Here is a 21,036-nt window from a genome sequence, read left to right as displayed (position 1 = left end):
CACGATGAGCCAAGCCACGACCATTCGGGTTCTGATTGCGGACGATCATGCCATTTTTCGGCAAGGATTAGCCACGATTATTAACCGCGACCCAGATATGCAGGTGATTGCCCAAGCCGAAAATGGGTCTCAAGCGATCGCTCTATTTGGGGAACACCAACCGGATGTCACGCTCATGGATCTCCGAATGCCTGAAGTGGAAGGAGTTGCTGCCATCGGTGCAATTTGTGCGATCGCTAAATCTGCTCGGATTATAGTCCTGACCACGTATGATAGCGACGAAGACATTTATCGGGGATTGCAGGCAGGCGCAAAAGGATACCTGTTGAAAGAAACTGAACCAGACGAGCTTCTAAATGCCATTCGCACCGTTCATCGGGGTCAGAAGTATATTCCGCCAGATGTGGGAGCAAAGTTAGTACAGCGCCTCAGCAATCCAGAACTGAGTGAAAGAGAACTAGAAGTACTCCGCTCGCTGGCACAGGGGATGAGCAATGCCGAGATTGCTGATGCTTTGAGTATTGGTGAAGGCACGGTTAAATCCCATGTCAATCGAATTTTGAATAAATTAGATGTGAGCGATCGCACCCAGGCTGTGATTGTTGCGGTTAAACGCGGCATTGTCAGTTTGTAGGGTGTACTTTCGATCGAGTTCGGATTCTAACTTAAGTTAGAGCTAGCCTTCTACTTTGAGATCGCAGGGTTACTCTATCAATTTGTAGTGTAAAAAATTTAACTCACTATAGACGACGACTCGAAGGCGATCTTCTATATTGAATTTATAGCAAACAGTTATGCAAGCAATGGACCCATGCGAGTCAATTGCAAGGTTCCATGCTTGATGCAGATCTAGAAAAATGAACGACGATCGTAGCCGCAGTTCCTTACTTGTACCACCTTCAACCCAAGATTGGATGCAAGGTGTGCTGAGTGCCAATGCCGATCGAGTCAATCCCTTGTTGTTGGACTTTCTTCAGCGCGTGAATTTATCCGATCGATCGGTTGTTTTTGCTCGTTGAATTGTAGATTGTTAAATCCATAATTTTAACAAGGGCATGTTGATATGGAAAAAGGAAGATTGACAGCATTCAGTGATGGTGTCATCGCCATCATCATCACAATTATGGTACTGGAATTGAAGGTGCCCCACGGAGATGATTTAGCTACATTACGTCCGCTAATTCCCTTATTTCTCAGCTACATCCTTAGCTTTATCAATTTGGGAATTTATTGGAATAACCACCACCACTTATTTCAGGTAGTGCAATATGTCAGCGGTCGAGTTTTATGGGCTAATTTACATTTGTTATTCTGGCTATCGCTTATTCCCTTTGTCACCGCCTGGATGGGCGAAAATTACTTCACCGCTTTACCTGTTGCCTTTTATGGTGGTGTGCTGTTGTTCAGCTCAATTGCTTATTTAATTCTGACTATGACTCTAATCGTTCACCACGGTCAAGGCTCGGCGATCGCGACTGCCATCGGGAGAGATTTTAAGGGCAAGGTATCAGTGGCGATCTATGCCGTATCGATTCTCCTCGCCTTTGCTAATTCATGGTTGGCTTTTAGTCTCTATGTATTAGTAGCAATGATGTGGTTGATTCCAGATCGCAGGATTGAGAAAGCAATGCGCTGATAAAAGTATCGTCAGATCGCCATCTATGCCAATAATCTACAAGATTTACAATGAGGTTCAATCGCATAGACTCACTCAGTTCGCTCATCTCAGAAGTAATCGATGACTACCACAGCACTCCATCTCATTCACGATGTCAAACGTACCAAACAAAGGAACACAATGAATCAGCCTGAGTTTTTTGTCACTCCTGGTTATGGCGAATACATGCTGAATGAATTGCATTACTCGCAAGCGGTAAAAATTGGCGATCGAGTGGAGACATCAGGACAAGGCGGAGTAGATGACAATCTGCAAATTCCCGAATCGCTTGCGGACGAGATTGCTCAGGCGTTTCGGAACGTAGAGCGAACCTTGGCAACTGCCGGCGCGGGTTGGGAGCATGTTGTCCACATCAATTCTTACCATGTTGGAGGGTTTCCCCCAGAGGTTAACGATGTGATGGTCAAGCTATTTCGTCATTACATGCCCAACCATGCCCCCATTTGGACAGAGGTCGGAGTTGCAGCTCTTGCACTTCCAACGATGCGAATTGAAATTCGCGTTACTGCAATTATTTCGTGAGTTTCGCATCAGAGGCAACTCTCAAACTGTTTACAGTGTTGATCAATGGAGAATTATGAACAATCAATTTCAAGGCGGACTCCAAACGCAAAGCCACGAGATTACAGTTGAAGACCTTCCGATAAACGGGAATATTCCTGAGTGGCTGGTCGGATCTTTGGTTCGCAATACGCCAGCACAGTATGAAATCAAAGCGCGATCGTATCGTCACTGGATCGATGGTTTGGCGATGCTGCACTCTTTTGCGTTTGAGAATGGACGTGTTTCATACCGCAATCGCTTTATCCAATCCAGAGCGTATCGCGAGAACAACGTTACTGGACTTTCTTCAGCAGGAATAATCAGTGACCTGCGATCGCTCAGATCGGAAACAGTATAAAGCGTAAGAATCTGAAAGAAATCAAGCATTGGAACTGAATACACTCTAAATAGATAGAACCAGGAGAATATAACATGGTCAACAAACAAACTGTAGACGAACAAGCAAATAGAAAGGCACCCACTAACTTGACACCAGCCCAGGAGTTTTTGCAAGCACTTTGGGGAGAGCATTTGCGGCACGAGTTTGAGACTCTCAACACTGACGATACCCTCGCCACGATGGTTGAGGATGCTTATGTTAACCACATTCCGGTCATGACTGGGGGAGTAAGGAAACCAGCACTGCGCGAGTTTTATTCCAAATACTTCATTCCACAGATGCCGCCAGACCTGGAGCTGACACCAATCTCACGCACGATCGGAATCGATCGGCTTGTCGATGAAATGATGGCTAAGTTCACTCATACCATCCGAATGGACTGGATGCTACCTGGCATTGCTCCGACAGGGAAACGGGTTGAAGTAGCAGTGGTAACGATCGTTCAGTTCCGTGACGACAAGCTAGCCCACGAACACATCTACTGGGATCAAGCGAGTGTTTTGGTTCAACTCGGTTTGCTCGATCCTGGTACGTTACCCGTTGTGGGCGTTGACAGCGCGCGAAAAGCACTCGATCCGAACTTGCCTTCAAACGCACTAATTGATCGCTAAGCCAGGAGGCAGCCAGTAGGGTGGGCACTGCTACTTACTAAATTAACTCAATTATTTTAGACGCAAGGAGGCTGATATGGAGTACATGAAAGCTGCGGTACTGACCGCTTTTGGTAGCGCTGAGGTGTTTGAATTTCAAACCATACCTAAGCCAGTTCCAAAAGCGACCCAAGTTCTGGTAAGAGTATATGCAACCTCGCTCAATCCCCTTGATTATCAAACTCGTCGAGGAGACTACAAAGATTTAGTTCGTCTCCCTGCAATTATCGGAGTTGACGTTTCGGGTGTGATTGAAGCTATTGGAGAGGCAGTCACTCATTTCCAGGTTGGAGATGAAGTTTACTACTCACCCCAGATTTTTGGCGAGTTTGGTAGTTATGCTCAATACCACGTTGCAGAGGAAAGCATTGTTGCAGTTAAGCCGATTAATTTGACCCATGTTGAGGCAGCTTGCTTGCCGTTGGCAGGAGGAACCGCTTGGGATTGCCTTGTAACCAGAGGGAATTTACAAGTCGGTGAAACAGTTCTAATTCATGCTGGAGCGGGTGGAGTCGGTTCGATCGCAATTCAACTGGCGAAAGCAATGGGTGCTTATGTATATACGACATGCAGTGCAGAAAACTTTGACTTCGTTAAGAAGCTGGGTGCAGATTATCCCATCGACTACAAGCATGAAAATTATATTGAAGTGATTGGGCGAGAAACGAATGATCGCGGAGTTGATTTGGTTTTAGACACGGTTGGAGGAGACACGATTGGACGTAGCTCAGAAGTGATTCATCCATTTGGAAAACTTGTCACAATCGTCGATATTGCAACTCCTCAAACACTTCTTGATGCTTGGAGTAGGAATTTGACGATTCACTTCGTTTTCAGTCCTCAATATAGAGACAAATTGGACGCACTGAGGAACCTGATTGAACGCGACCAGATTCGACCCGTCATTGATTCAGTTCTGCCTTGGAGCGACATCGTTCAAGCTCATCAACGTTTAGAAAAGGGAGGAATGCGCGGCAAGATTGTCCTGCAATTGACTGAGTGAGAAAAACGCGCTGCTATTTTTCTCTGTTCTGATGCTACGAGCTACATCACAGGTCAGTCTTTGGCGATCGATGGCGGATATACAGCGAGTTAATTTTCGATCGTTAATGGTGAACTCACAGCGAACCGATCCATTTCAAGAGAGAACAAATGGGCTTGATTTTCAGATTGCACCTAAAGGAATTTTATGTCAACTTTTGTCTTAGTTCATGGCTCCTGGCATGATGCTTCTGCTTGGAAACTAGTCATCGACCAGCTAGAAGCAAAAGGACATCTCGCTTTTGCTCCCACGATCGCCGGACATGGTAAAGGCGTAAATAAAAACGTCAACCATGCTCGATGTACGCAATCGATCGTCGATTACATCCTCGATAAAGACTTAACCGATATTGTCCTATTAGGTCATAGTTTCGGCGGGACAATTATTGCGAAAGTTGCTGAAGTGATTCCCGATCGCATTAAACGGCTCATCTTCTTTGATGCCTTTGTCCTCAACGATGGAGAGAGCCTTAGAGATAACCTTCCACCGCATCTTCATACATTACTCGACGAGCTAGTTAGAGAATCAAACGATCGGACGGTGATGCTACCTTTTGAGATGTGGCGAGAAGCGTTTCTCAACGATGCTGACCTCGATTTGGCTCGAACGAGTTACGCACAACTATCCCCTGAGCCGTATCAACCGTGGATTGACAAGCTGGACTTGAAGCGGTTTTACTCGTTGTCTATTCCTAAAAGTTACCTCTACTGTACAGAAGACACTGTTTTACCTCAAGGCGAATGGGGATGGCATCCGAGAATGTCTAGTCGCTTAGGGCAATTTCGGTTCGTGCAAATGCCCGGTAGCCATGAGGTGATGTTTTCTAACCCGGTTGGTTTAGCCGAAAAGATTATTGTGGCAGGACGTGACTAGCAACGGAGATTAGATCGATACTTCATTACAACGCGCACGCGCAAACTAAAAAAAGTGAAGGCGAGGAGTTGGTTATCGGTTCCTCGCCCCGCATTCCCGATCGGAGTGTCCGTAACACCCTGGGAAGTGGGTTCTTGCGATCGAGTTCGGATGTTAACCCAGAAGCAGGAATTTACGTCGATTGGCTACGGATTGTTGCGATTGCCTTTTCCAACCAATCTAAATAAGTCTGTTCCCGTTGCTTCATTAAGTCCAAAACCAGTCGATGCAGTTTTTGCTCGCGCGATGCAGTCGGATTACTCAAAGATATAGTCTCGATTTCCTCACACTGGGCGAACTGTTCTTGCCGTGCTTCCAGTTCCTGCTCTAGCAGATACACGATCGCCTCGTTAGGCAACTGAGCTGCAAAATAGAGTTGCGCCAGCAACGGCTCTCGCAACACGGGCAACGGATGATGTGTCTGAAGCCAGTGGGTTAACTCTGCTGCACCTGCTTCGGTAATCCGGTAAACCTTGCGATTGGGGCGATCGTGCTGAATCTCGATGGTACAGGTAATCCACCCCTGTGACTCCAGTTTATCTAAAGTCCGATAAATTTGTGCCTGATCTGCTTGCCACAGATGGGAAATGCAATCGTCAAAACACTTGGTTTTGAGGTCGTAGCCTGTCCGCTCCTGTTGTTGGAGCAGACCCAGAATCACATGGGCAAGAGACATAGGCGGTTTACCGAACGAATAGGGAGGACAAGCCCTACCTATAGAATTGATATACTCTTATGCTAATATATGATTAATCACATATAGGATAAGTTTTATAAACTGTCTGCCTGGAGGCAACTGTATGACAACTCAAACTCAAACACTCCGAACCGTTGCTGGAATCATTAATAGTGTAGAAACGCTTGAAGGAGCGGGCTTCCTGGTGCGTCGTCCTTTTCCCAAGAGTAGCTTTTCCGAGTTTGACCCCTTTCTCCTCCTCGATGAATTGGGTCCCGTGAATCAGAAGCCCGGTCAAGCAAAGGGCGCACCGGATCATCCCCATCGTGGCTTTGAAATCGTCAGCTACGTCCTGGATGGACGGCTGGAACACAAGGACTCGGTCGGTCATGCCGGACTGCTCAATCCCGGCGATGTGCAGTGGATGACCGCTGGGGCAGGCGTAGTGCATTCCGAAATGCCAGAAGCTGAGTTTAACCGCACGGGTGGGCGGCTGCATGGCATTCAACTGTGGGTCAACTTGCCGCAGCGGGACAAGATGATTGCGCCTCGCTATCAGGAAATTCCATCAGCACAGATTCCGGTGGCTCAGACAAAAGATGGGTCTGTGACAGTGCGCGCGATCGCGGGAGAAGCGTTGGGGGCGAAAGCGGTGATTGAAACCCGCACCCCGATTATCTACCTGCACTTCACGCTACAACCGGGAGCAAGCATTGTTCAACCGGTACCGAAAGAGTACAACGCCTTTGCCTATGTCCTCGATGGGTCTGGTTTGTTTGGCACTGAGCAGGAACGGGGTGAGGATGGGCAAATGGTGATTTTTGCACCGGATGGGGAGGAAGTGGCGATCGCCAATCCTGCGGATGCCACCCAACCCCTTGATCTATTGCTGATTGCTGGAGTGCCGCTGAATGAACCTGTGGTGCGCTATGGTCCTTTTGTGATGAACACTGAAGCCGAAATCCTGCAAGCGATCGACGATTACCAAAATGGAAAGATGGGACATATTTATGCTTAACACGCTTCAACACCGCATTACCCAACATCAACTGCTGACCGATATACGCATCAAGTTATTGCATTTGCATAAACTGTTGTTGGATATAGAGCGTATTCGTTACGAACAAGTGCGCGGACAGGTCTCTAAAGGTGAATTGCTGCAACTGGCGATCAATCACGATCAATTTGCCTGGTTGCATCGCCTCTCAGAATTGATTGTGCAAATTGATGAGTTAATCCACTCTGATGAGCCTATCACCTCCGAGGCGATCGCTCCTCTCATTGCTGATGTTCGGATTCTACTCATACCTGATGAAGCTGGAAATGACTTTGCTGTGAAGTATGATGCGGCGTTTCAACGCAACCCCGATGTGGTGTTAGCTCATGCTGATTTGGTCACACTGCTGGCAACTAAAGTTCAACTATAAATAGTCACTACAAACCGATGTACTCTCAAACAAATCAGTGCACCCGATTCTAACTTAAGTTATAATCAGCTTTCTACTCCGCGATGGAATGGTTACTCTATCAATTTGTACCGTAAAAATTTCAACTTGCTATAGGCGACGGCTTGAATGCGATCGCCTATATTGAATTTATGTAAACAGTCATGCAATCAATGGACCCATGCAAGTAAATTGCCCGGTTCCATGCTTGATGCAGATGTAGAAAGATGAACGACGATTGTAGCCACAGTTCCTTACTTGTATCACCTTCAAGCCACGATCGGATTCAAGGTGTACTGAGTGCGAAGGTAGTGCTGGTGATGTATGGAGACTATCAATGCTCCAGAAGTGCGGACGTTTACAAGATGATTAAAGCGATCGAACGAGAGCTTAGTGCTTCTTTTGAAGAGGATTATTTATGCTTTATCTTCCGTCATTTTCCGCAAACACAGATTCATCCTCATGCCCAACGGGCAGCCCAAGCTGCCGAAACCGCCGCTGCCCAAGGACAGTTTTGGTTAATGCACGACACTTTATTTACGCATCAACAAAAGTTGGAGGACGGTTATCTGATTGAGTACGCCAATGATTTAGGGCTTGACATTCCTCAGTTTCTCAAAGAGTTGTCTCGACAAGTGCATATCGATCGCATCCATGAAGATATCGAAAGTGGATGCAAGAGTGGAGTAACGACTGCCCCAGCCCTGTTTATCAATGGAAATCGGTATACCGGACGCTGGAACATGACGGAGTTGATGGCAGCAATCATGGCTGCCAGTCATTAAGCTCACCGATCCCGACTCCCAATTCACATCTGACTTGTTTGCTAGTAAGCTATCTAATTTTGATGGCTAGCTTTTGCCTGTTTTGTTGAACAAATTGTCAATTTTTGAACCATGCTAACAATTACAACGCCAACCCTTGAATTCAAGAACAGAGGCTTAACGCGCACCCAGTTGCAGCAAATACTCGACTATATTCACACTCACCTTGACCGAGATTTGTCACTGACTGAACTTGCAAAAGCGATCAACATTAGCCCAACTTACTTTGCAAGTTTATTCAAACAGGCGATGGCAGTTTCACCACACCAGTATGTGATTCAACAGCGGGTGGAACAGGCGAAATTGATGCTGTCGAAAACGGATTTAGCGATCGCAGACATCGCTCTACAAGTCGGCTTCTCCAGCCAGAGCCATTTAAACCAACAGTTTAAGCGCCTCACTGGAATGACCCCAAAACAGATTCGCTAACTCTCCCATTTTGGCGTGAGACGGCGATCCGCAGAAGGACGCGCCGAACGGAAAACCCCTCCATTAAAGCATTCACTTGAACAGAGGAGAGATGCAAATGTTAGGCAAAAATAAAGCAATCTTAGAAGAGGCAAACGCGGCGATCTCAGAAGGCAATAATGAAGGATTCTTGTCGTTCTGCGCCGACGACATGGAATGGACGTTTGTAGGCGACAAGACCCTTAAAGGGAAAGAAGCTGTTCGCCAATGGATGGCAACGACATACGTAGAGCCGCCAAAGTTTATGGTTTCTAACTTCATCGTTGAGGATGATTTTGTTACGGCACTCGGCGACATCACAATGAAGGACGAAGACGGGAAGGCGGCTCATTACTCGTACTGCGATATCTGGCGCTTTCGCGGCGACAAGATTGTCGAATTAAGGGCTTTTGTCATCAAAACCTCGGTCTGATCCGCCGTCGTTCACGTCGTTTTCAACCTGCCTACTATCCCGGTGATGGCAATCGCTGGCATGGGCGTTCCACTGGCAATCAGCATTCCGATCGGTCAATCCAAGTTTTACACCTTCAAACTAATCGCATGAAAAAGATAATTTTGCTAGCACTGGTGGGTACAGGATTCGTAGTAACTATGCCCTTTACAGCACAGGCACTAGATTCAGAAAAAATTGGTCGGAACCTCGATCGAGAGCCGAATATGTCAATCGCTCAATACGATCGCGATCGTGACGATCGATATCGTGACGATCGATATCGTGACAATCGATATCGTGACGATCGATATCGTGACAATCGATATCGCGAGCGGCAGTTTGTGGTTTATTACCGCAGCCGTGACAATCGGCGATGGATTTTTGAGAGTATCCACTACAGTCGTCGCGATGCCCGACGTGCTGCCAACCGACTGGAGCGGCGTGGTTATCGAACCCGAATTTTAGGATAGAGCCGTTTCAAACTATGAGTTGCCAACACCTAAATCCCACTTGCGGGCTGACTACCGACTGGAGCGACGTGGTTATCTAACCTACGTTCAAGTGACAGCAAGCCATACTGCCCGCTCGAAGCGATCGCGAATAGCAATCTCGTCAAAAGCAATATGCGCCACACATCAAGTCGCTGTTATATTCTAGGAGTCTAAATAATGCTGATTCAAAAACTAAGTGAATGCGAAACCTTTACTGGTGGAGATAATACTATATTGAAAGAGCTTTTGCATCCTGATAAGCAACCTCTTGATTTAAGGTCCAGTTTAGCTCACGCAATCTTGCCAGCAGGAGAAACTTCTAAACCGCATTCTTTAAAAGCCTCTGAAGTTTACTACATACTCAGTGGTGAAGGCGAAATGTATATAGACAGTGAAATTGAGACAATAGCACCAGGTGACGCAGTTTATATTCCGCCCAATACTAAGCAATTCGTTCGGAATTATGGTGTTGAACCTTTAGTATTTCTATGTATCGTAGACCCTGCTTGGCGCAAAGAAGATGAAATCGTATACGCTGGCTAACTACAGCTTTAGGCGTGAGAATCACCAAAGCAGTCAGTCAATTATTGAGACTTACTACACTTTGGATCGGATAGGTAGAACATTACAAAACTAGAAATCATGGAGTTATTTCACATTATGGAACAAACACTTGAACAAAATAAAACATTCATCCGCAATCACTTTGAGGAGTTTGTGAACCGCAAAAATTCTGCCATTGCTTACCAAAACTTCGCATCTAACTTTATAGATCGGGAAGAACCTTTTGTAGGATTGGCGAGTCCCGAACTGGTTAAGCAAACGATGGATAAGGCATTGGCACTCACAGTACTGAAGATGCCCTCGCTACGATGGTTGAAGATGCTTACGTTAACCACATCCCGGTAATGACTGGGGGAGTCGGGAAACCAGCACTGCGGGAGTTTTATTCCAAATACCTCATTCCACAGATGCCGCCGGACATGGAGTTGACCCCAATCTCGCGCACCATCGGGACAGATCAACTCGTGGATGAAATGGTGGCTAAGTTCACTCATACTGTTTGGATGGAATGGATATTACCCGGCGTTGCTCCCACCGGAAAACGGGTGGAAGTGCCAGTAGTAGCGATCGTCCAGTTCCGTGACGGCAAACTAGCCCACGAACACATTTACTGGGATCAGGCAAGTGTATTGGTTCAAGTCGGCTTGCTCGATCCGGGTACACTTCCCGTCGTGGGCGTTGACAGTGCGCGTAAGGCGATCGATCCCAACTTACCTTCAAACACACTAATCGAGCGCGACTAAGTGTAGAAGCCAGCAAACATCAATACCCAAACCCGCCATTTTGCAACCACATCGAATTCATCGTGTGAATTAGAACAATGCTCAAACCCGGCTCCTACAACCAGAATCGTTACTCATCCTAGTTATAGATCGAGGCGCTTCTTGTTGCTGGCTCCTACACGTATTGCTGCCCATTGAGTTTTTGACGCAAGTAACATAACCATTCACAACAAGAGGTAACTATCATGATGCTTAAAGACAAGGTTGCTTTAGTGACGGGAGGGACATCGGGCATTGGTAGAGCTACTGCGATCGCTTATGCCCAACAACAAGCAAAGGTGGTGGTGGTGGGTCGTCGAATGGATGAAGGTGAAGAAACGGTTCGATTGATTCAAGAAGCTGGCGGAGAGGCTATTTTTGTGCAAGCAGATGTCACAAAAGAAGCCGATGTGAAAGCAATGGTTGATAAAGCGGTTGGCGTTTTTGGTCGGTTAGATATTGCATTTAATAATGCAGGAACTGTCGGCGAAAATCCCTCATTGATTGAGCAAACAGAAGCAGAATACGATCGCACGATGAACGTCAATGTCAAAGGCGTTTGGTTGTCGATGAAATATGAAATCGCTCAGATGTTGAAACAGGGAAATGGTGCGTTCGCCTCTGGCGGCACTATGTGCATCGTCAATACGGCATCTGCGACTGGAGTCGTTGCACTTCCTGAAATACTCCTCTACACCGCGAGTAAACATGCGGTAGTAGGTTTAACAAAAGCTGCTGCGCTCCAATATGCCAAAGCGGGTATTCGCATCAATGCCGTTGCACCAGGGTCAATCCAAACAGATCTGTTTGAAGCAGCTACAGATGAAGTCAAAGCTTACTTGGCAGGACTTCACCCGATCGGACGAGTTGGAACACTACTTGAAGTTGCAAATGCAGTTCTGTTTTTATCATCTGACATGGCATCGTTCACAACAGGTGCAACATTGATGGTAGATGGTGGGGTTGTAGCGCAGTAGTCGATCGGTAGTGGGAAACGTTGCGACCCAGTCGCGATCGACCCCGATATGAATCCCGCAGATAGAGACCTTGCTGTAGGGATGATCGCGATGACTGCCCTTGGTCGCGATGGACAGCGAGGTAGCTGGCATGGTCTCTTATCTCACCTGTCTTGAAGCTGCTTTTGCCACGGGCGCGAGCCTCAAAATTGATGGCGGCTTTACCGCTTGAACGAGACGTAATCAAATTTGTAATCCCCAAACTCAACCAGGAGAACACAATGTCACAAAAACTCTCAGGCAAAGTCGCTCTCGTTACGGGTGGCACCAGCGGTATTGGGCTTGCCACTGCCAAGCAATTCGTTGCTGAAGGTGCCTATGTTTTTATCACGGGTCGTCGTCAGACTGAGCTTGATGCTGCTGTAAACGAAATTGGTAAGAACGTTATGGGCATTCAGGGCGATGTCTCAAATCTGGCAGACCTCGATCGTCTTTACGCCACGATCGAGCAAGAGCAAGGTCACTTGGATGTGATCTTTGCGAATGCTGGCAGTGGCGAACTTATCCCGCTCGGATCGATCACCGAAGAACACTTTGACAAAACATTCAACACCAATGTCAAAGGTCTACTTTTCACTGTGCAGAAGGCACTGCCACTGATGCCAGAGGGCGCTTCCATCATCCTGAATGCCTCAACTGCTTCTATCGTTGGCACTCCAGCCTTCAGCGTTTACAGCGCGACTAAAGCTGCCGTGCGATCGTTTGCCCGCAAATACCGAAGCTAGTTCCAAAAGCGACCCAAGTTCTGGTGAAAGTATACGCGACATCGATCAATCCCATTGATTATCAAACTCGTCGGGGTGACTACAAAGATTTAGTTCGTCTCCCTGCAATTATCGGAGTTGACGTTTCGGGTGTGATTGAAGCTATTGGAGAGGCAGTCACCCATTTCCAGGTCGGAGATGAAGTTTACTACTCACCCCAGGTTTTTGGCGAGTTTGGTAGTTATGCTCAATACCACGTTGCAGAGGAAAGCATTGTTGCAGTTAAGCCAATTAATTTGACCCATGTCGAGGCAGCTTGCTTGCCGTTGGCAGGAGGAACCGCCTGGGATTGCCTTATAACTAGAGGAAATTTACAAGTCGGTGAAACAGTTCTAATTCATGCTGGAGCAGGTGGAGTTGGTTCGATCGCAATTCAACTGGCGAAAGCAATGGGTGCTTATGTATATACGACATGCAGTGCAGAAAACTTTGACTTCGTTAAGAAGCTGGGTGCAGATTATCCCATCGACTACAAGCATGAAAATTATATTGAAGTGATTGGGCGAGAAACGAATGGTCGGGGTGTTGATTTGGTTTTAGACACGATTGGAGGCGATACGATTGGACGTAGCCCAGAAGTAATTCATCCGTTTGGCAGACTTATCACAATCGTCGATATTGCAACTCCTCAAACACTTCTTGATGCTTGGGGTAAGAATTTGACGATTCACTTCGTTTTCAGTCCTCAATATAGAGACAAATTGGACGCACTGAGGAACCTAATTGAACGCGACCAGATTCGACCCGTCATTGATTCAGTTCTGCCTTGGAGCGACATCGTTCAAGCTCATCAACGTTTAGAAAAGGGAGGACTGCGAGGCAAGATTGTCCTGCAATTGATTGATATGGGATCGCAGTAAATTGATTCATCAACCAATCAAATCACGATGGTTTCTTGGAGTGATGCTCAACTCTACAATTTTAAGGTGGTAAACAACATGATTAAGTGCAAAGATTTTGCGCCTCGGATTACTGAACGGGGACCCTTCGGCGGAGGTGCCGAGTATGAATCCTTCTCTGAGGTTGTGAGTGCTGTCAATCAGTGGATTGAAAGTACAACGATACAGGCGATCGATGTTGAGACTGTTGTTTTACCCGATCGCATCGAAGGCACAAGTGATGGTGTCTACGGAGTGGCGGTCAGTAATGGTTTCTACCCAGTGACGATCAGTCAAGGCGTGACAATCAACTGCTTTCAATGTGTGCGGGTATGGTACCGAGAATAAGCTTTATCGGAAAAAGAATGAAACGATTTACCTTGTTTACTTTCCTCTATCTTGCGCTGGGAGTTTGTCTGACAGCGATCGCGCTTGGGTACCCGAACCTCTCTTCGAGTCTTCAAACCAGCTTGTTCATCAATGCAGGAGTATCCTACTTCGTTTGTTTCCTCAGTACCTTCTCATTTTGGCGTGAGACATCGATCCGCATCTATCGCAGACGGAATTCAGCGGTCATTCTACCCTGGTTGGTGATTGGAGTGAACATTGTTGTGATGATCTGGGAGGCTCAAAGTCAGAACTGGACAATGGAAGCCATTCTACGAGCGTTTTCGAGGCTATTAGTTGTCTTAATGTTTGCGGAAATCATTGTGATTACATGGCAAGTGAATTCTGAAAATTGATGGCTAAAGCGGATGATACTGAAACAAACTTGCTCTTCACCATAAGAATCTGGAAGAAATCAAGCATTGGAACTCAGTACACTTCAGATCAACACAACGGGATTAAGGCTGAGGGAAGAAGCAGAAATCGCTCGATCCGTTGTGTTTCTTTGTGCTCATGCTGCGAGCTACATCACAGGTCAGGCTTTGTCGATCGATGGCGGACATACAGTGGGCCGATCGAGACTCACAAGTTTGCTGCCTGTAAACGGCAACAGAACACCCCGATAAACAGGTATGAAGTAACGCAGGAGATCAATATGCTGTATGAAAATCGATTTCTTTTCATGTCTTTGGCGATCGCAGGCTTAGCACTGGGCGGATGTACAGCGTCGGCTGACGGTGGCGTTCGAGAAGCGCATCGGGATATGACAGTCACATGCACGAGCACCGTCGCTTACGACGTAGGTGTCTGTCAGATCCTGGCTAACGCGAGATGCGAGGAGGGAAGAGCACAGTTGAGGGGCGTACTGTCCAGCACGTTCCTTCCAGCCAACAAGCTTTACCTCAACACGGCCCGATACAGGTGCCTTAGCGCTTAAGTGGCTTGATACCATTTTGGATTTTAGATTTTGGATTTTAGATTACAAAATACTTGTGAGGAGTCGCTTTCAGTCATCGATCTGCCCGATCTACAATTTAAGTTGGTATGAGATTGATTCGGATAGAGTCAACTCTTTTTCTAGTGCCATTCGACTGACGGATCGTAACTTTTATGCTAGCAGAGGTTTTTTGAATCACTGAACCACTAATGTAGAATCAGCAGTTCGTCCAAACTCTTCTGGTGCATACTGTAGGTAAACTTGCGCTCCAGGATAGAAAAATGTACCGGGTGTCACAGAACGCACTAAGTAATGAAGCTGATAAACCCCTGGTTCCAAACTGTCTGCGTATGCTATCACGCGATCGCGATGAATTGTCTTGAACCCAAGTTCCCAAGCATCGGCTTTTGCTTGTAATGCAGATGTCGCCGTTTGAAAACTCGCATCCACCGCTTCAAAACCTGCTGGTAAGGGGTCTGCGATCGCCAAATGATTCACAGCCCGATCTGTAATGACTTCCAAAGCAATATCAAAGACTTGCCCGGTGGGAACAGTCAATGGTTTATCATTAGCATATAAACCAACTTTTTGCAAGACTTTATCTTGATGTACCGGGCTAATTTCCCTGGTAACCCGCAAACCATTAAACCTTCCCGGTTGATTTCCTTGCAAGCGATAGCGATACGCAACCAGATAGTGCAATGTTCCTTGTCCGGATTTTTTCAGTTGTAAATCGTGACGCCCGCGAGGTAACTCAGCCATTGGAACCTTCACCTCTAAACTTGGATTGCGGTAACCTTCAAATTTTTGTTGTCCCAATTTCTTACCAGCCAATTGCACTGTAGCAGTAAAATTGGGCGGTGTTGGTTGCAGTTGGCTGTATTCCACCAAAGCCGTCAGTGCTTGAGCATTGTCATAATGAGTTTGCCATGTCCCATGACGACGTAACGCCAACAAACTTTGCAATAATTTAGCGATCGCTTCTGGTTTAGACTGCTGAGCAATAAACAACCGCAAAGCTTGTGCTTGTACAGCCGTTGGTGAATTCATCCATTCCCAGGAGCGAGGTAAACTGACAACTGCGTCACGACTTGTATAATATATACTCTGTTGCAATTTGCTCAATAGTTTTTCCGACTCATTCTGCCATTCTGGAAATTGGGATAAATACCGCGTCAGTTTCATCTGAGTCGATAAATCAAAAGCGCTGCGCTGACGGTAAATATCAGCGAGGAAAGTATTGCGCTTATCTCCTAATTCAGCCAAAGCCATCAAAGCGTTGAGTTGCAGTTGACTTTTACATGGCTGTTTTTTGCAAAATTCATACTGTCCTGGGTTTGCCAGTATTTTCTGCAAATAACTCTTAAGACGAGACACCATTGTTGAATCTACCAAACCTGGGAAAGACCGATCTGCTTTTGCAAGAGATTCAGCAGCATAGGAAGAAACCCAAGGGTCAGATTTTTGTTCTCCTGGGAAAGCAGCAAAGCCACCATCTGCTAGTTGGAGTTTTTGCAATCTCTCAAGAGCTTGGGATGCACGTTTGCTAGGATTAAACTCTGTAAATGTTTGACCGTATTTTTCAGACAAAGTTTGCAACCCAGCCGCAATGAAAAGTTGACTTGCCGCAGGTTCTGCAAAAGGAAAGTCATCATTTTCCCAAACCTGTTGTGCTGGTGCTTTCATCTCTGGTATGAGAGTACTCGCCAGATCGATATCTAAACCTCCCCCTTCAGAAAAAGTCTTTTTATCGATATTTAGGGGAATCTTTACCTCATTCTTCCCTTGAGCAATTGCGCCTGTTTCAACAACTTGTTCAGTTATTTCTAATTGCTGAATCTCCAAAGGAACTTCAAAAGCATCTGCTGATGTACCATTCAGTTGAGTGGTAAACCGAACCTTACCTTCTCCGACTCGACTTGCGACCATGGGAAAGCGATAAGCACGGGTAACTGCATCAGTCTGGGTTTGCAAAGCAGCAGATGTGGGGTTATTTTCAGCAAACTGAACTGTACCGCCCACTTCACCATTAATATTGAGAGTCCCGGTAGTTCCAGTATTGTTAGTCACTGATAAACCAGCTTGAAAGCGATCGCCGGGACGAGCAAACTGTGGCAATATTGCATTAGTGACTAATGGCTTGGTCGTGATAAAGGTTGCTTCCGAGTTACCAAAACGGAGATTTTCGTCAGTAGCGATAACCATCACTCGCCATGTCGTCAAGTTATCTGGGACTTTAAACGTTACCCGTGCTTGACCTTTAGAATCAGCGCTCGCAGAACCATTGTAGTACGCTAAAGCTTGAAAATCCCTACGAATGCGCGTATTTGCCGTACTTGCTGATAATCCACCGCCATAACCCCAGCCTTTGGGTTCAGCTAATGCTTGTTGTTCTACCACCACATTTTGGCGGTTATCGCTAAAGCGAGTCGATATCGGTTGTTCAGCATATACTGTAGTGACCAAATCCGGGGGACGATAACCAGAAAGCTGCAGCACCGCCTCATTAACCACCATCACTGTGAACTGTCCTTTGGTGGGATTTCCCTGGTGATCTTTAAGTTCCAGTTGTACTGTTTGTTCTGCACCAGGTTCGAGGGATGCTTGTAATGGAGTCGCTTGTACTTTTAAATACTTATCATCTAAGTTAACTTTAAAAGGAGCAAAACCAATCCTAGCTAAGTTACTTAGACTACCTGGTTCTACCTGGTTCAGCGGTTCACCCTGTCGTACCAATATAGCTTCAATAGCTGCATTGGGTAGCATTTCTGGCGTAACTTGAAATTGAATTTGCGGTGCGCCTCCTTTAACTGTGATAATTTTTTGATAGAGAGGCTTGTCTTTAATGACAGCAAAATACAATTCTCCTTCTGAATAAGGAGACTGAATCAGTACAGTCGCTGTTTCACCTGGTTTAAAAGTTGTTTTATCCAGCTGAATTTCCAAACGGTCTTTTTCTCTATTCCCCCAAAATACCGGATTGTCTCCTGTCACCCAAATTTGGATATCTGTTGCGCTGACATCATTTTTTGCAGCGCTAAAATTTGCTCTAATGCGATAAGAACCGGATTCATTGGGTTTTAGCGTTACGGATAGCGGTTTGTTTGTCGATCTAATTTCTGCTTTTTCTACTGTCTTATATTCAACTTGGTTTTTCCCTGTTGCACTTCCTTCTACTAATTGAGTCACGCTGCTATACTTCATTTGTTGAAGTTCCAACCATACCCGTTGACCTTCTCGTGGTTTTCCTGTATGGTCGGTCACAATAATCTCAAAAGGAAAATCTTTATCAGCTTCAGCAACAAAATTGCTTTTTAACCCGATGAATTGACGGCTTGGTAATGCTGTAAATGTTTTGGAATTTGCCACCGATAAATTGGAAACATCTGAGACTTGTACATCAACCCGGTAGATCGTTGGATAAGGCAAATCTTTTACCATCACCGTTTGACTGCTTTTCCCATTAGCATCAAGTCCTGCATTTGTTTGCAAAACATCGCTCGGTAAAGAAGGAGGTTCTTCTGGCCAAAACCACTGTCTCCCAAAAGTAAATTCCTCCCAACCTTTAGGAACAAAATTAGTCTGCTCGCGAGTCACAAAATATTTTGCTTGTCCTCCTTCTACAGGAGAACCAAATAAATATTGACTTGTAGATTTAGCTTCTATTGTATCATCAAGAAAAGCAAATTCTTTATCGAAATTCAGTTCAACTTTGAAATTAGGTGGATTAAACTCAGCAACGCGAAACTCTCCAGAAATTTCTTGTTGGTTTTTACCCTTAGCTTGGATTGTATAGTAGCCTAAAGGTTGAGTTTTTTTGATAGGTAACTCTAGAGAAAATGTCCCAAATTCATTGGTAGTTTTAGTCCCTAAATCTGTTTTTTGACCATCTGGATCTAGAAGAGTTAACTGGTAAGTAGCATTTTTATCCTGTTTGATTTCGCCATTTTGTAAGTAGTCAGCAAAACCAGTCAACCAAGCCTTTTCTCCAGGTTGATATAACTGTCTGTCGGAGAAGATGACTCCACGGGATAAAACTTTGCCATCTTCCCAACTTGCATCAACTCCGTAGCCATAAGCACCACTGTATTCTTCAGTACGAGCAAATGCCCAATCTCGATCTTCTCGTGCAATAACTAATAATAGAGGTTCTTTGGTAGAACTGCGATCGCCTGCAAAGCATTCTCGTAAATCGTCACGAGTGAGACGCAAAGTTCCATTTTCATCAGTTTTTCCAGAAGCGCAAGGTACGGGTTGAGGACGCGATTTTGTTTCTAATTTGGATTGATAGATTGCGATCGCAGCTGCTTTTACAGGTGAGCCATCAGAAAGATGGTGAACTCGAATTAAGCCAGACTCTGGAAACCACTGTGTAAAGACACCCAAATTTGTCATTTGAACCATACCATAAGTCGTCGGTTCTCGCCAAAGTTCTTTCCCATTTTCTTTATATGTATTTGTGCGTGCTTGTACCCCATAAGCCAACATCCCCGTAGCAGCACCCAGTTTTTCTCGTATGGGAACACTCACTTCCAAGGACTGATTTTTTTTCCCCGATACCTTAAAACTTTTCCACTCAGAAATTTTAGGTAATAAATCGTTACCTTCACCTTTAGGATAAGCCGAATTAAAATAAACCAAATCCGTTGGTTGAACAACTTGATAAGCTGCTTTATAATTAGAATCTGGCAGATTTACTGTAGAAATATTGAGTTTTAAATTCTTCCCTGATGGAAAAATATTCAACCCTTCAGGAACCCATATATCCCCAGCTAAATCGCCTGTTTCATACTTAACTGTCACAGGTTTACCCAGAGTTTGCCCAAATTTATCTTTAATATTTGCACCAAGAGTTATTGTATAAGTTGTTGAAGGTGTTAAGGCATAAGGATTGATAGTAATAACTTTTTCGCGATCGTTAGCTTGGATGAGTCGAGAAATAGCTTTTGGTGTAGGATTAATTTTAATATTTTCAATAACTGAATTTGCCACTAATTCATTATTAAATATAAGTTGAGGAGCACCTTGAACAAATCTCCCAGAAGTTCCGCTTGCATCTGGTTGACCGTAAAACTGAATTCCCTTAAATTCCAAAGGAGAATAAGTTGATATTTTACTCACAAAAGCTTGTTCGCTGGGTAAATTGCCATAAGCAGGAAGTAAACCAGGAGAAAATTCTAGACGATAATTCGTTGCTTTTTGTAAACTGTCTTGAGGAATGAGATTATAAATCCATTGACGAGACGAAGGGTCAAATTTTTCCAAAGGGTCTTGAGGTTCTGAGGATTTTTCTTCTTTGGCTAATTCTACTTTAAACCGCGTACTCTTATTTTTGCCTTCTTCAAGAAGTTGTAAATGCGATCGCACAGAAGCTAAATTTAATTCCGTATTAGAAGTGAATTGTAACTTCTGCTGCAAATCAATTGGCTCGCTGTCATCTTTTTCAATTGGATTTTTACCAGGTAACCCAGTGAGTTTGATAAGTTCGGTATTAAAAGTCCAAGATAAATCTTGATCGAGACGGTGATTTTTTAAATCTGCCAAACCTGCTTTGAGCGTCACTTGAAATCGCGTTGCTTTTGGAAGGGCTTCCTCTACTTGAAATCCCACCATACGTGGTGTCAAAAATCGAAAATGACCGGGTATAGATGGTACGATTTCAAACTTTTGTAATAAACTTTGTTGTTCTGGGCTGTCAAGACTCTCAACTGGGATTAAAGCCTCTTTAAACCGGATGCGGATTTGGTTAAGAGATTCACTATCAGATAATGGGCTGATCTGTTCTATCCAGTCTGGTAACTGTGGTGGATTGAGTAAAGAAACCGAAGGAAGCTTCTCTTTTTTTGGGGCGATGCTGATAAAACCACACCCTGCTATTCCTATTAAAAGTGTCAGAGTAAGCAGAAAGTAAAGCAAAATTCTTTGGAACATACAGGGGTTAGGGGATAGGGGGTAGGGGCGCAAGGCATTGCGCCCATACAGTAAGAAGAAATTAACCGCAGATGGACGCAGATGGACGCAGATAAATTTGTATCTCAGCAAATTAGGAAACGCTGTAAGAAGCTACCGACCAGTTACTGATTAACAAAAATGAGAACCAGTACAGTAGATAGGTTTAAATTTCAAAAATGAAATAGGATTCCTATAGATATCTAATTCTCTCCCTT

27 protein-coding genes are annotated in these 21,036 nt (G+C 45.2%); 24 read left to right on the top strand and 3 right to left on the bottom strand.

Going from position 1 to position 21,036, the window contains the following annotated elements:
- Positions 1 to 4: 4 nt before the first annotated feature.
- The 9 genes from WA1_RS03035 (at position 5) to WA1_RS03005 (ending at position 5,186) form a co-directional block, all read left to right on the top strand.
- Entirely contained in the window at positions 5 to 634 is a 630-nt protein-coding gene (locus WA1_RS03035) for a response regulator (RefSeq protein WP_017741442.1), read from the top strand.
- 223 nt (positions 635 to 857) lie between these two features.
- Positions 858 to 1,019: a hypothetical protein gene (locus WA1_RS59325; RefSeq protein WP_017741441.1), complete on the top strand. Its 162-nt coding sequence runs from the start codon at positions 858 to 860 to the stop codon at positions 1,017 to 1,019.
- Between the two features lie 44 nt (positions 1,020 to 1,063).
- Positions 1,064 to 1,636, top strand: coding sequence for a TMEM175 family protein (locus tag WA1_RS03030; RefSeq protein WP_017741440.1), 573 nt, complete (start codon positions 1,064 to 1,066; stop codon positions 1,634 to 1,636).
- A gap of 162 nt (positions 1,637 to 1,798) precedes the next feature.
- Positions 1,799 to 2,200: a RidA family protein gene (locus WA1_RS03025; protein ID WP_017741439.1), complete on the top strand. Its 402-nt coding sequence runs from the start codon at positions 1,799 to 1,801 to the stop codon at positions 2,198 to 2,200.
- A 55-nt stretch (positions 2,201 to 2,255) separates the two neighbouring features.
- Complete coding sequence (locus WA1_RS03020) at positions 2,256 to 2,579, top strand: carotenoid oxygenase family protein (protein ID WP_017741438.1); 324 nt, start codon at positions 2,256 to 2,258, stop codon at positions 2,577 to 2,579.
- Positions 2,580 to 2,653: 74 nt separating this feature from the next.
- A complete protein-coding gene (locus WA1_RS03015; protein ID WP_017741437.1) occupies positions 2,654 to 3,232 on the top strand; it encodes an ester cyclase in 579 nt (192 codons plus the stop codon).
- A 76-nt stretch (positions 3,233 to 3,308) separates the two neighbouring features.
- A complete protein-coding gene (locus WA1_RS03010) occupies positions 3,309 to 4,274 on the top strand; it encodes a zinc-dependent alcohol dehydrogenase family protein (RefSeq protein WP_017741436.1) in 966 nt (321 codons plus the stop codon).
- A gap of 15 nt (positions 4,275 to 4,289) precedes the next feature.
- A complete protein-coding gene (locus tag WA1_RS52190; RefSeq protein ID WP_081403102.1) occupies positions 4,290 to 4,367 on the top strand; it encodes an SDR family oxidoreductase in 78 nt (25 codons plus the stop codon).
- Between the two features lie 93 nt (positions 4,368 to 4,460).
- Positions 4,461 to 5,186: an alpha/beta fold hydrolase gene (locus WA1_RS03005; RefSeq protein ID WP_017741435.1), complete on the top strand. Its 726-nt coding sequence runs from the start codon at positions 4,461 to 4,463 to the stop codon at positions 5,184 to 5,186.
- Positions 5,187 to 5,358: 172 nt separating this feature from the next.
- On the opposite strand, the gene WA1_RS03000 is transcribed toward WA1_RS03005, so the two are convergent.
- The gene (locus WA1_RS03000; protein WP_017741434.1) at positions 5,359 to 5,901 is read right to left on the bottom strand and encodes a PadR family transcriptional regulator; all 543 of its coding nucleotides are present in this window, start codon (positions 5,899 to 5,901) and stop codon (positions 5,359 to 5,361) included.
- Positions 5,902 to 6,025: 124 nt separating this feature from the next.
- Here WA1_RS03000 and WA1_RS02995 point away from each other — a divergent pair, with 124 nt between their 5' ends.
- The 11 genes from WA1_RS02995 (at position 6,026) to WA1_RS02950 (ending at position 11,864) form a co-directional block, all read left to right on the top strand.
- Positions 6,026 to 6,919: a pirin family protein gene (locus WA1_RS02995; RefSeq protein ID WP_017741433.1), complete on the top strand. Its 894-nt coding sequence runs from the start codon at positions 6,026 to 6,028 to the stop codon at positions 6,917 to 6,919.
- Positions 6,912 to 7,328, top strand: a complete 417-nt coding sequence (locus tag WA1_RS02990) for a hypothetical protein (RefSeq protein WP_017741432.1) — start codon at positions 6,912 to 6,914, stop codon at positions 7,326 to 7,328. The genes WA1_RS02995 and WA1_RS02990 overlap by 8 nt, the downstream gene beginning before the upstream one ends.
- A gap of 245 nt (positions 7,329 to 7,573) precedes the next feature.
- Positions 7,574 to 8,131, top strand: a complete 558-nt coding sequence (locus WA1_RS02985) for a DsbA family protein (protein ID WP_026134452.1) — start codon at positions 7,574 to 7,576, stop codon at positions 8,129 to 8,131.
- Positions 8,132 to 8,242: 111 nt separating this feature from the next.
- A complete protein-coding gene (locus tag WA1_RS02980) occupies positions 8,243 to 8,599 on the top strand; it encodes a helix-turn-helix domain-containing protein (protein WP_017741430.1) in 357 nt (118 codons plus the stop codon).
- 97 nt (positions 8,600 to 8,696) lie between these two features.
- Positions 8,697 to 9,050 (top strand): nuclear transport factor 2 family protein, encoded by a 354-nt coding sequence (locus WA1_RS02975; RefSeq protein WP_017741429.1) that lies wholly within the window; start codon positions 8,697 to 8,699, stop codon positions 9,048 to 9,050.
- 128 nt (positions 9,051 to 9,178) lie between these two features.
- Positions 9,179 to 9,541 carry a hypothetical protein gene (locus WA1_RS02970; RefSeq protein ID WP_017741428.1) on the top strand — a complete coding sequence of 121 codons (363 nt, stop codon included), beginning with the start codon at positions 9,179 to 9,181 and terminating at the stop codon, positions 9,539 to 9,541.
- A gap of 19 nt (positions 9,542 to 9,560) precedes the next feature.
- Positions 9,561 to 9,728 carry a hypothetical protein gene (locus WA1_RS56570; RefSeq protein ID WP_158516588.1) on the top strand — a complete coding sequence of 56 codons (168 nt, stop codon included), beginning with the start codon at positions 9,561 to 9,563 and terminating at the stop codon, positions 9,726 to 9,728.
- Positions 9,729 to 9,739: 11 nt separating this feature from the next.
- Positions 9,740 to 10,105: a cupin domain-containing protein gene (locus WA1_RS02965; RefSeq protein ID WP_017741427.1), complete on the top strand. Its 366-nt coding sequence runs from the start codon at positions 9,740 to 9,742 to the stop codon at positions 10,103 to 10,105.
- 117 nt (positions 10,106 to 10,222) lie between these two features.
- Entirely contained in the window at positions 10,223 to 10,471 is a 249-nt protein-coding gene (locus WA1_RS02960; RefSeq protein ID WP_148662599.1) for a hypothetical protein, read from the top strand.
- Positions 10,435 to 10,869, top strand: coding sequence for a nuclear transport factor 2 family protein (locus WA1_RS02955; protein ID WP_081402822.1), 435 nt, complete (start codon positions 10,435 to 10,437; stop codon positions 10,867 to 10,869). Before WA1_RS02960 ends, WA1_RS02955 begins: the two co-directional genes overlap by 37 nt.
- A gap of 224 nt (positions 10,870 to 11,093) precedes the next feature.
- A complete protein-coding gene (locus WA1_RS02950; protein ID WP_017741424.1) occupies positions 11,094 to 11,864 on the top strand; it encodes an SDR family oxidoreductase in 771 nt (256 codons plus the stop codon).
- Here the strand turns inward: WA1_RS02950 and WA1_RS58505 are convergent.
- Positions 11,815 to 12,090 (bottom strand): hypothetical protein, encoded by a 276-nt coding sequence (locus WA1_RS58505; RefSeq protein ID WP_201789062.1) that lies wholly within the window; start codon positions 12,088 to 12,090, stop codon positions 11,815 to 11,817. The two genes, WA1_RS02950 and WA1_RS58505, sit on opposite strands and share 50 nt — an antisense overlap.
- 34 nt (positions 12,091 to 12,124) lie before the next feature.
- Between WA1_RS58505 and WA1_RS02945 the strand changes: the two genes are divergently transcribed.
- The 4 genes from WA1_RS02945 to WA1_RS52185 all read left to right on the top strand — a co-directional run bounded on the left by WA1_RS02945 (position 12,125) and on the right by WA1_RS52185 (position 14,558).
- Positions 12,125 to 12,628, top strand: a complete 504-nt coding sequence (locus tag WA1_RS02945; protein ID WP_272819054.1) for an SDR family NAD(P)-dependent oxidoreductase — start codon at positions 12,125 to 12,127, stop codon at positions 12,626 to 12,628.
- Entirely contained in the window at positions 12,601 to 13,527 is a 927-nt protein-coding gene (locus WA1_RS02940) for a zinc-dependent alcohol dehydrogenase family protein (RefSeq protein ID WP_051077013.1), read from the top strand. The genes WA1_RS02945 and WA1_RS02940 overlap by 28 nt, the downstream gene beginning before the upstream one ends.
- A gap of 78 nt (positions 13,528 to 13,605) precedes the next feature.
- Positions 13,606 to 13,893 (top strand): hypothetical protein, encoded by a 288-nt coding sequence (locus WA1_RS02935; protein ID WP_026134451.1) that lies wholly within the window; start codon positions 13,606 to 13,608, stop codon positions 13,891 to 13,893.
- Between the two features lie 461 nt (positions 13,894 to 14,354).
- Complete coding sequence (locus WA1_RS52185; RefSeq protein ID WP_081402821.1) at positions 14,355 to 14,558, top strand: SDR family oxidoreductase; 204 nt, start codon at positions 14,355 to 14,357, stop codon at positions 14,556 to 14,558.
- 506 nt (positions 14,559 to 15,064) lie between these two features.
- Here WA1_RS52185 and WA1_RS02920 read toward each other — a convergent pair.
- The gene (locus WA1_RS02920) at positions 15,065 to 20,800 is read right to left on the bottom strand and encodes an alpha-2-macroglobulin family protein (RefSeq protein WP_017741418.1); all 5,736 of its coding nucleotides are present in this window, start codon (positions 20,798 to 20,800) and stop codon (positions 15,065 to 15,067) included.
- Positions 20,801 to 21,036: the final 236 nt, after the last annotated feature.

This window comes from Scytonema hofmannii PCC 7110 (genome assembly GCF_000346485.2).
Taxonomy (GTDB): Bacteria; Cyanobacteriota; Cyanobacteriia; order Cyanobacteriales; family Nostocaceae; genus Scytonema; species Scytonema hofmannii.
This window is presented reverse-complemented; position numbering and strand designations above follow the sequence as displayed.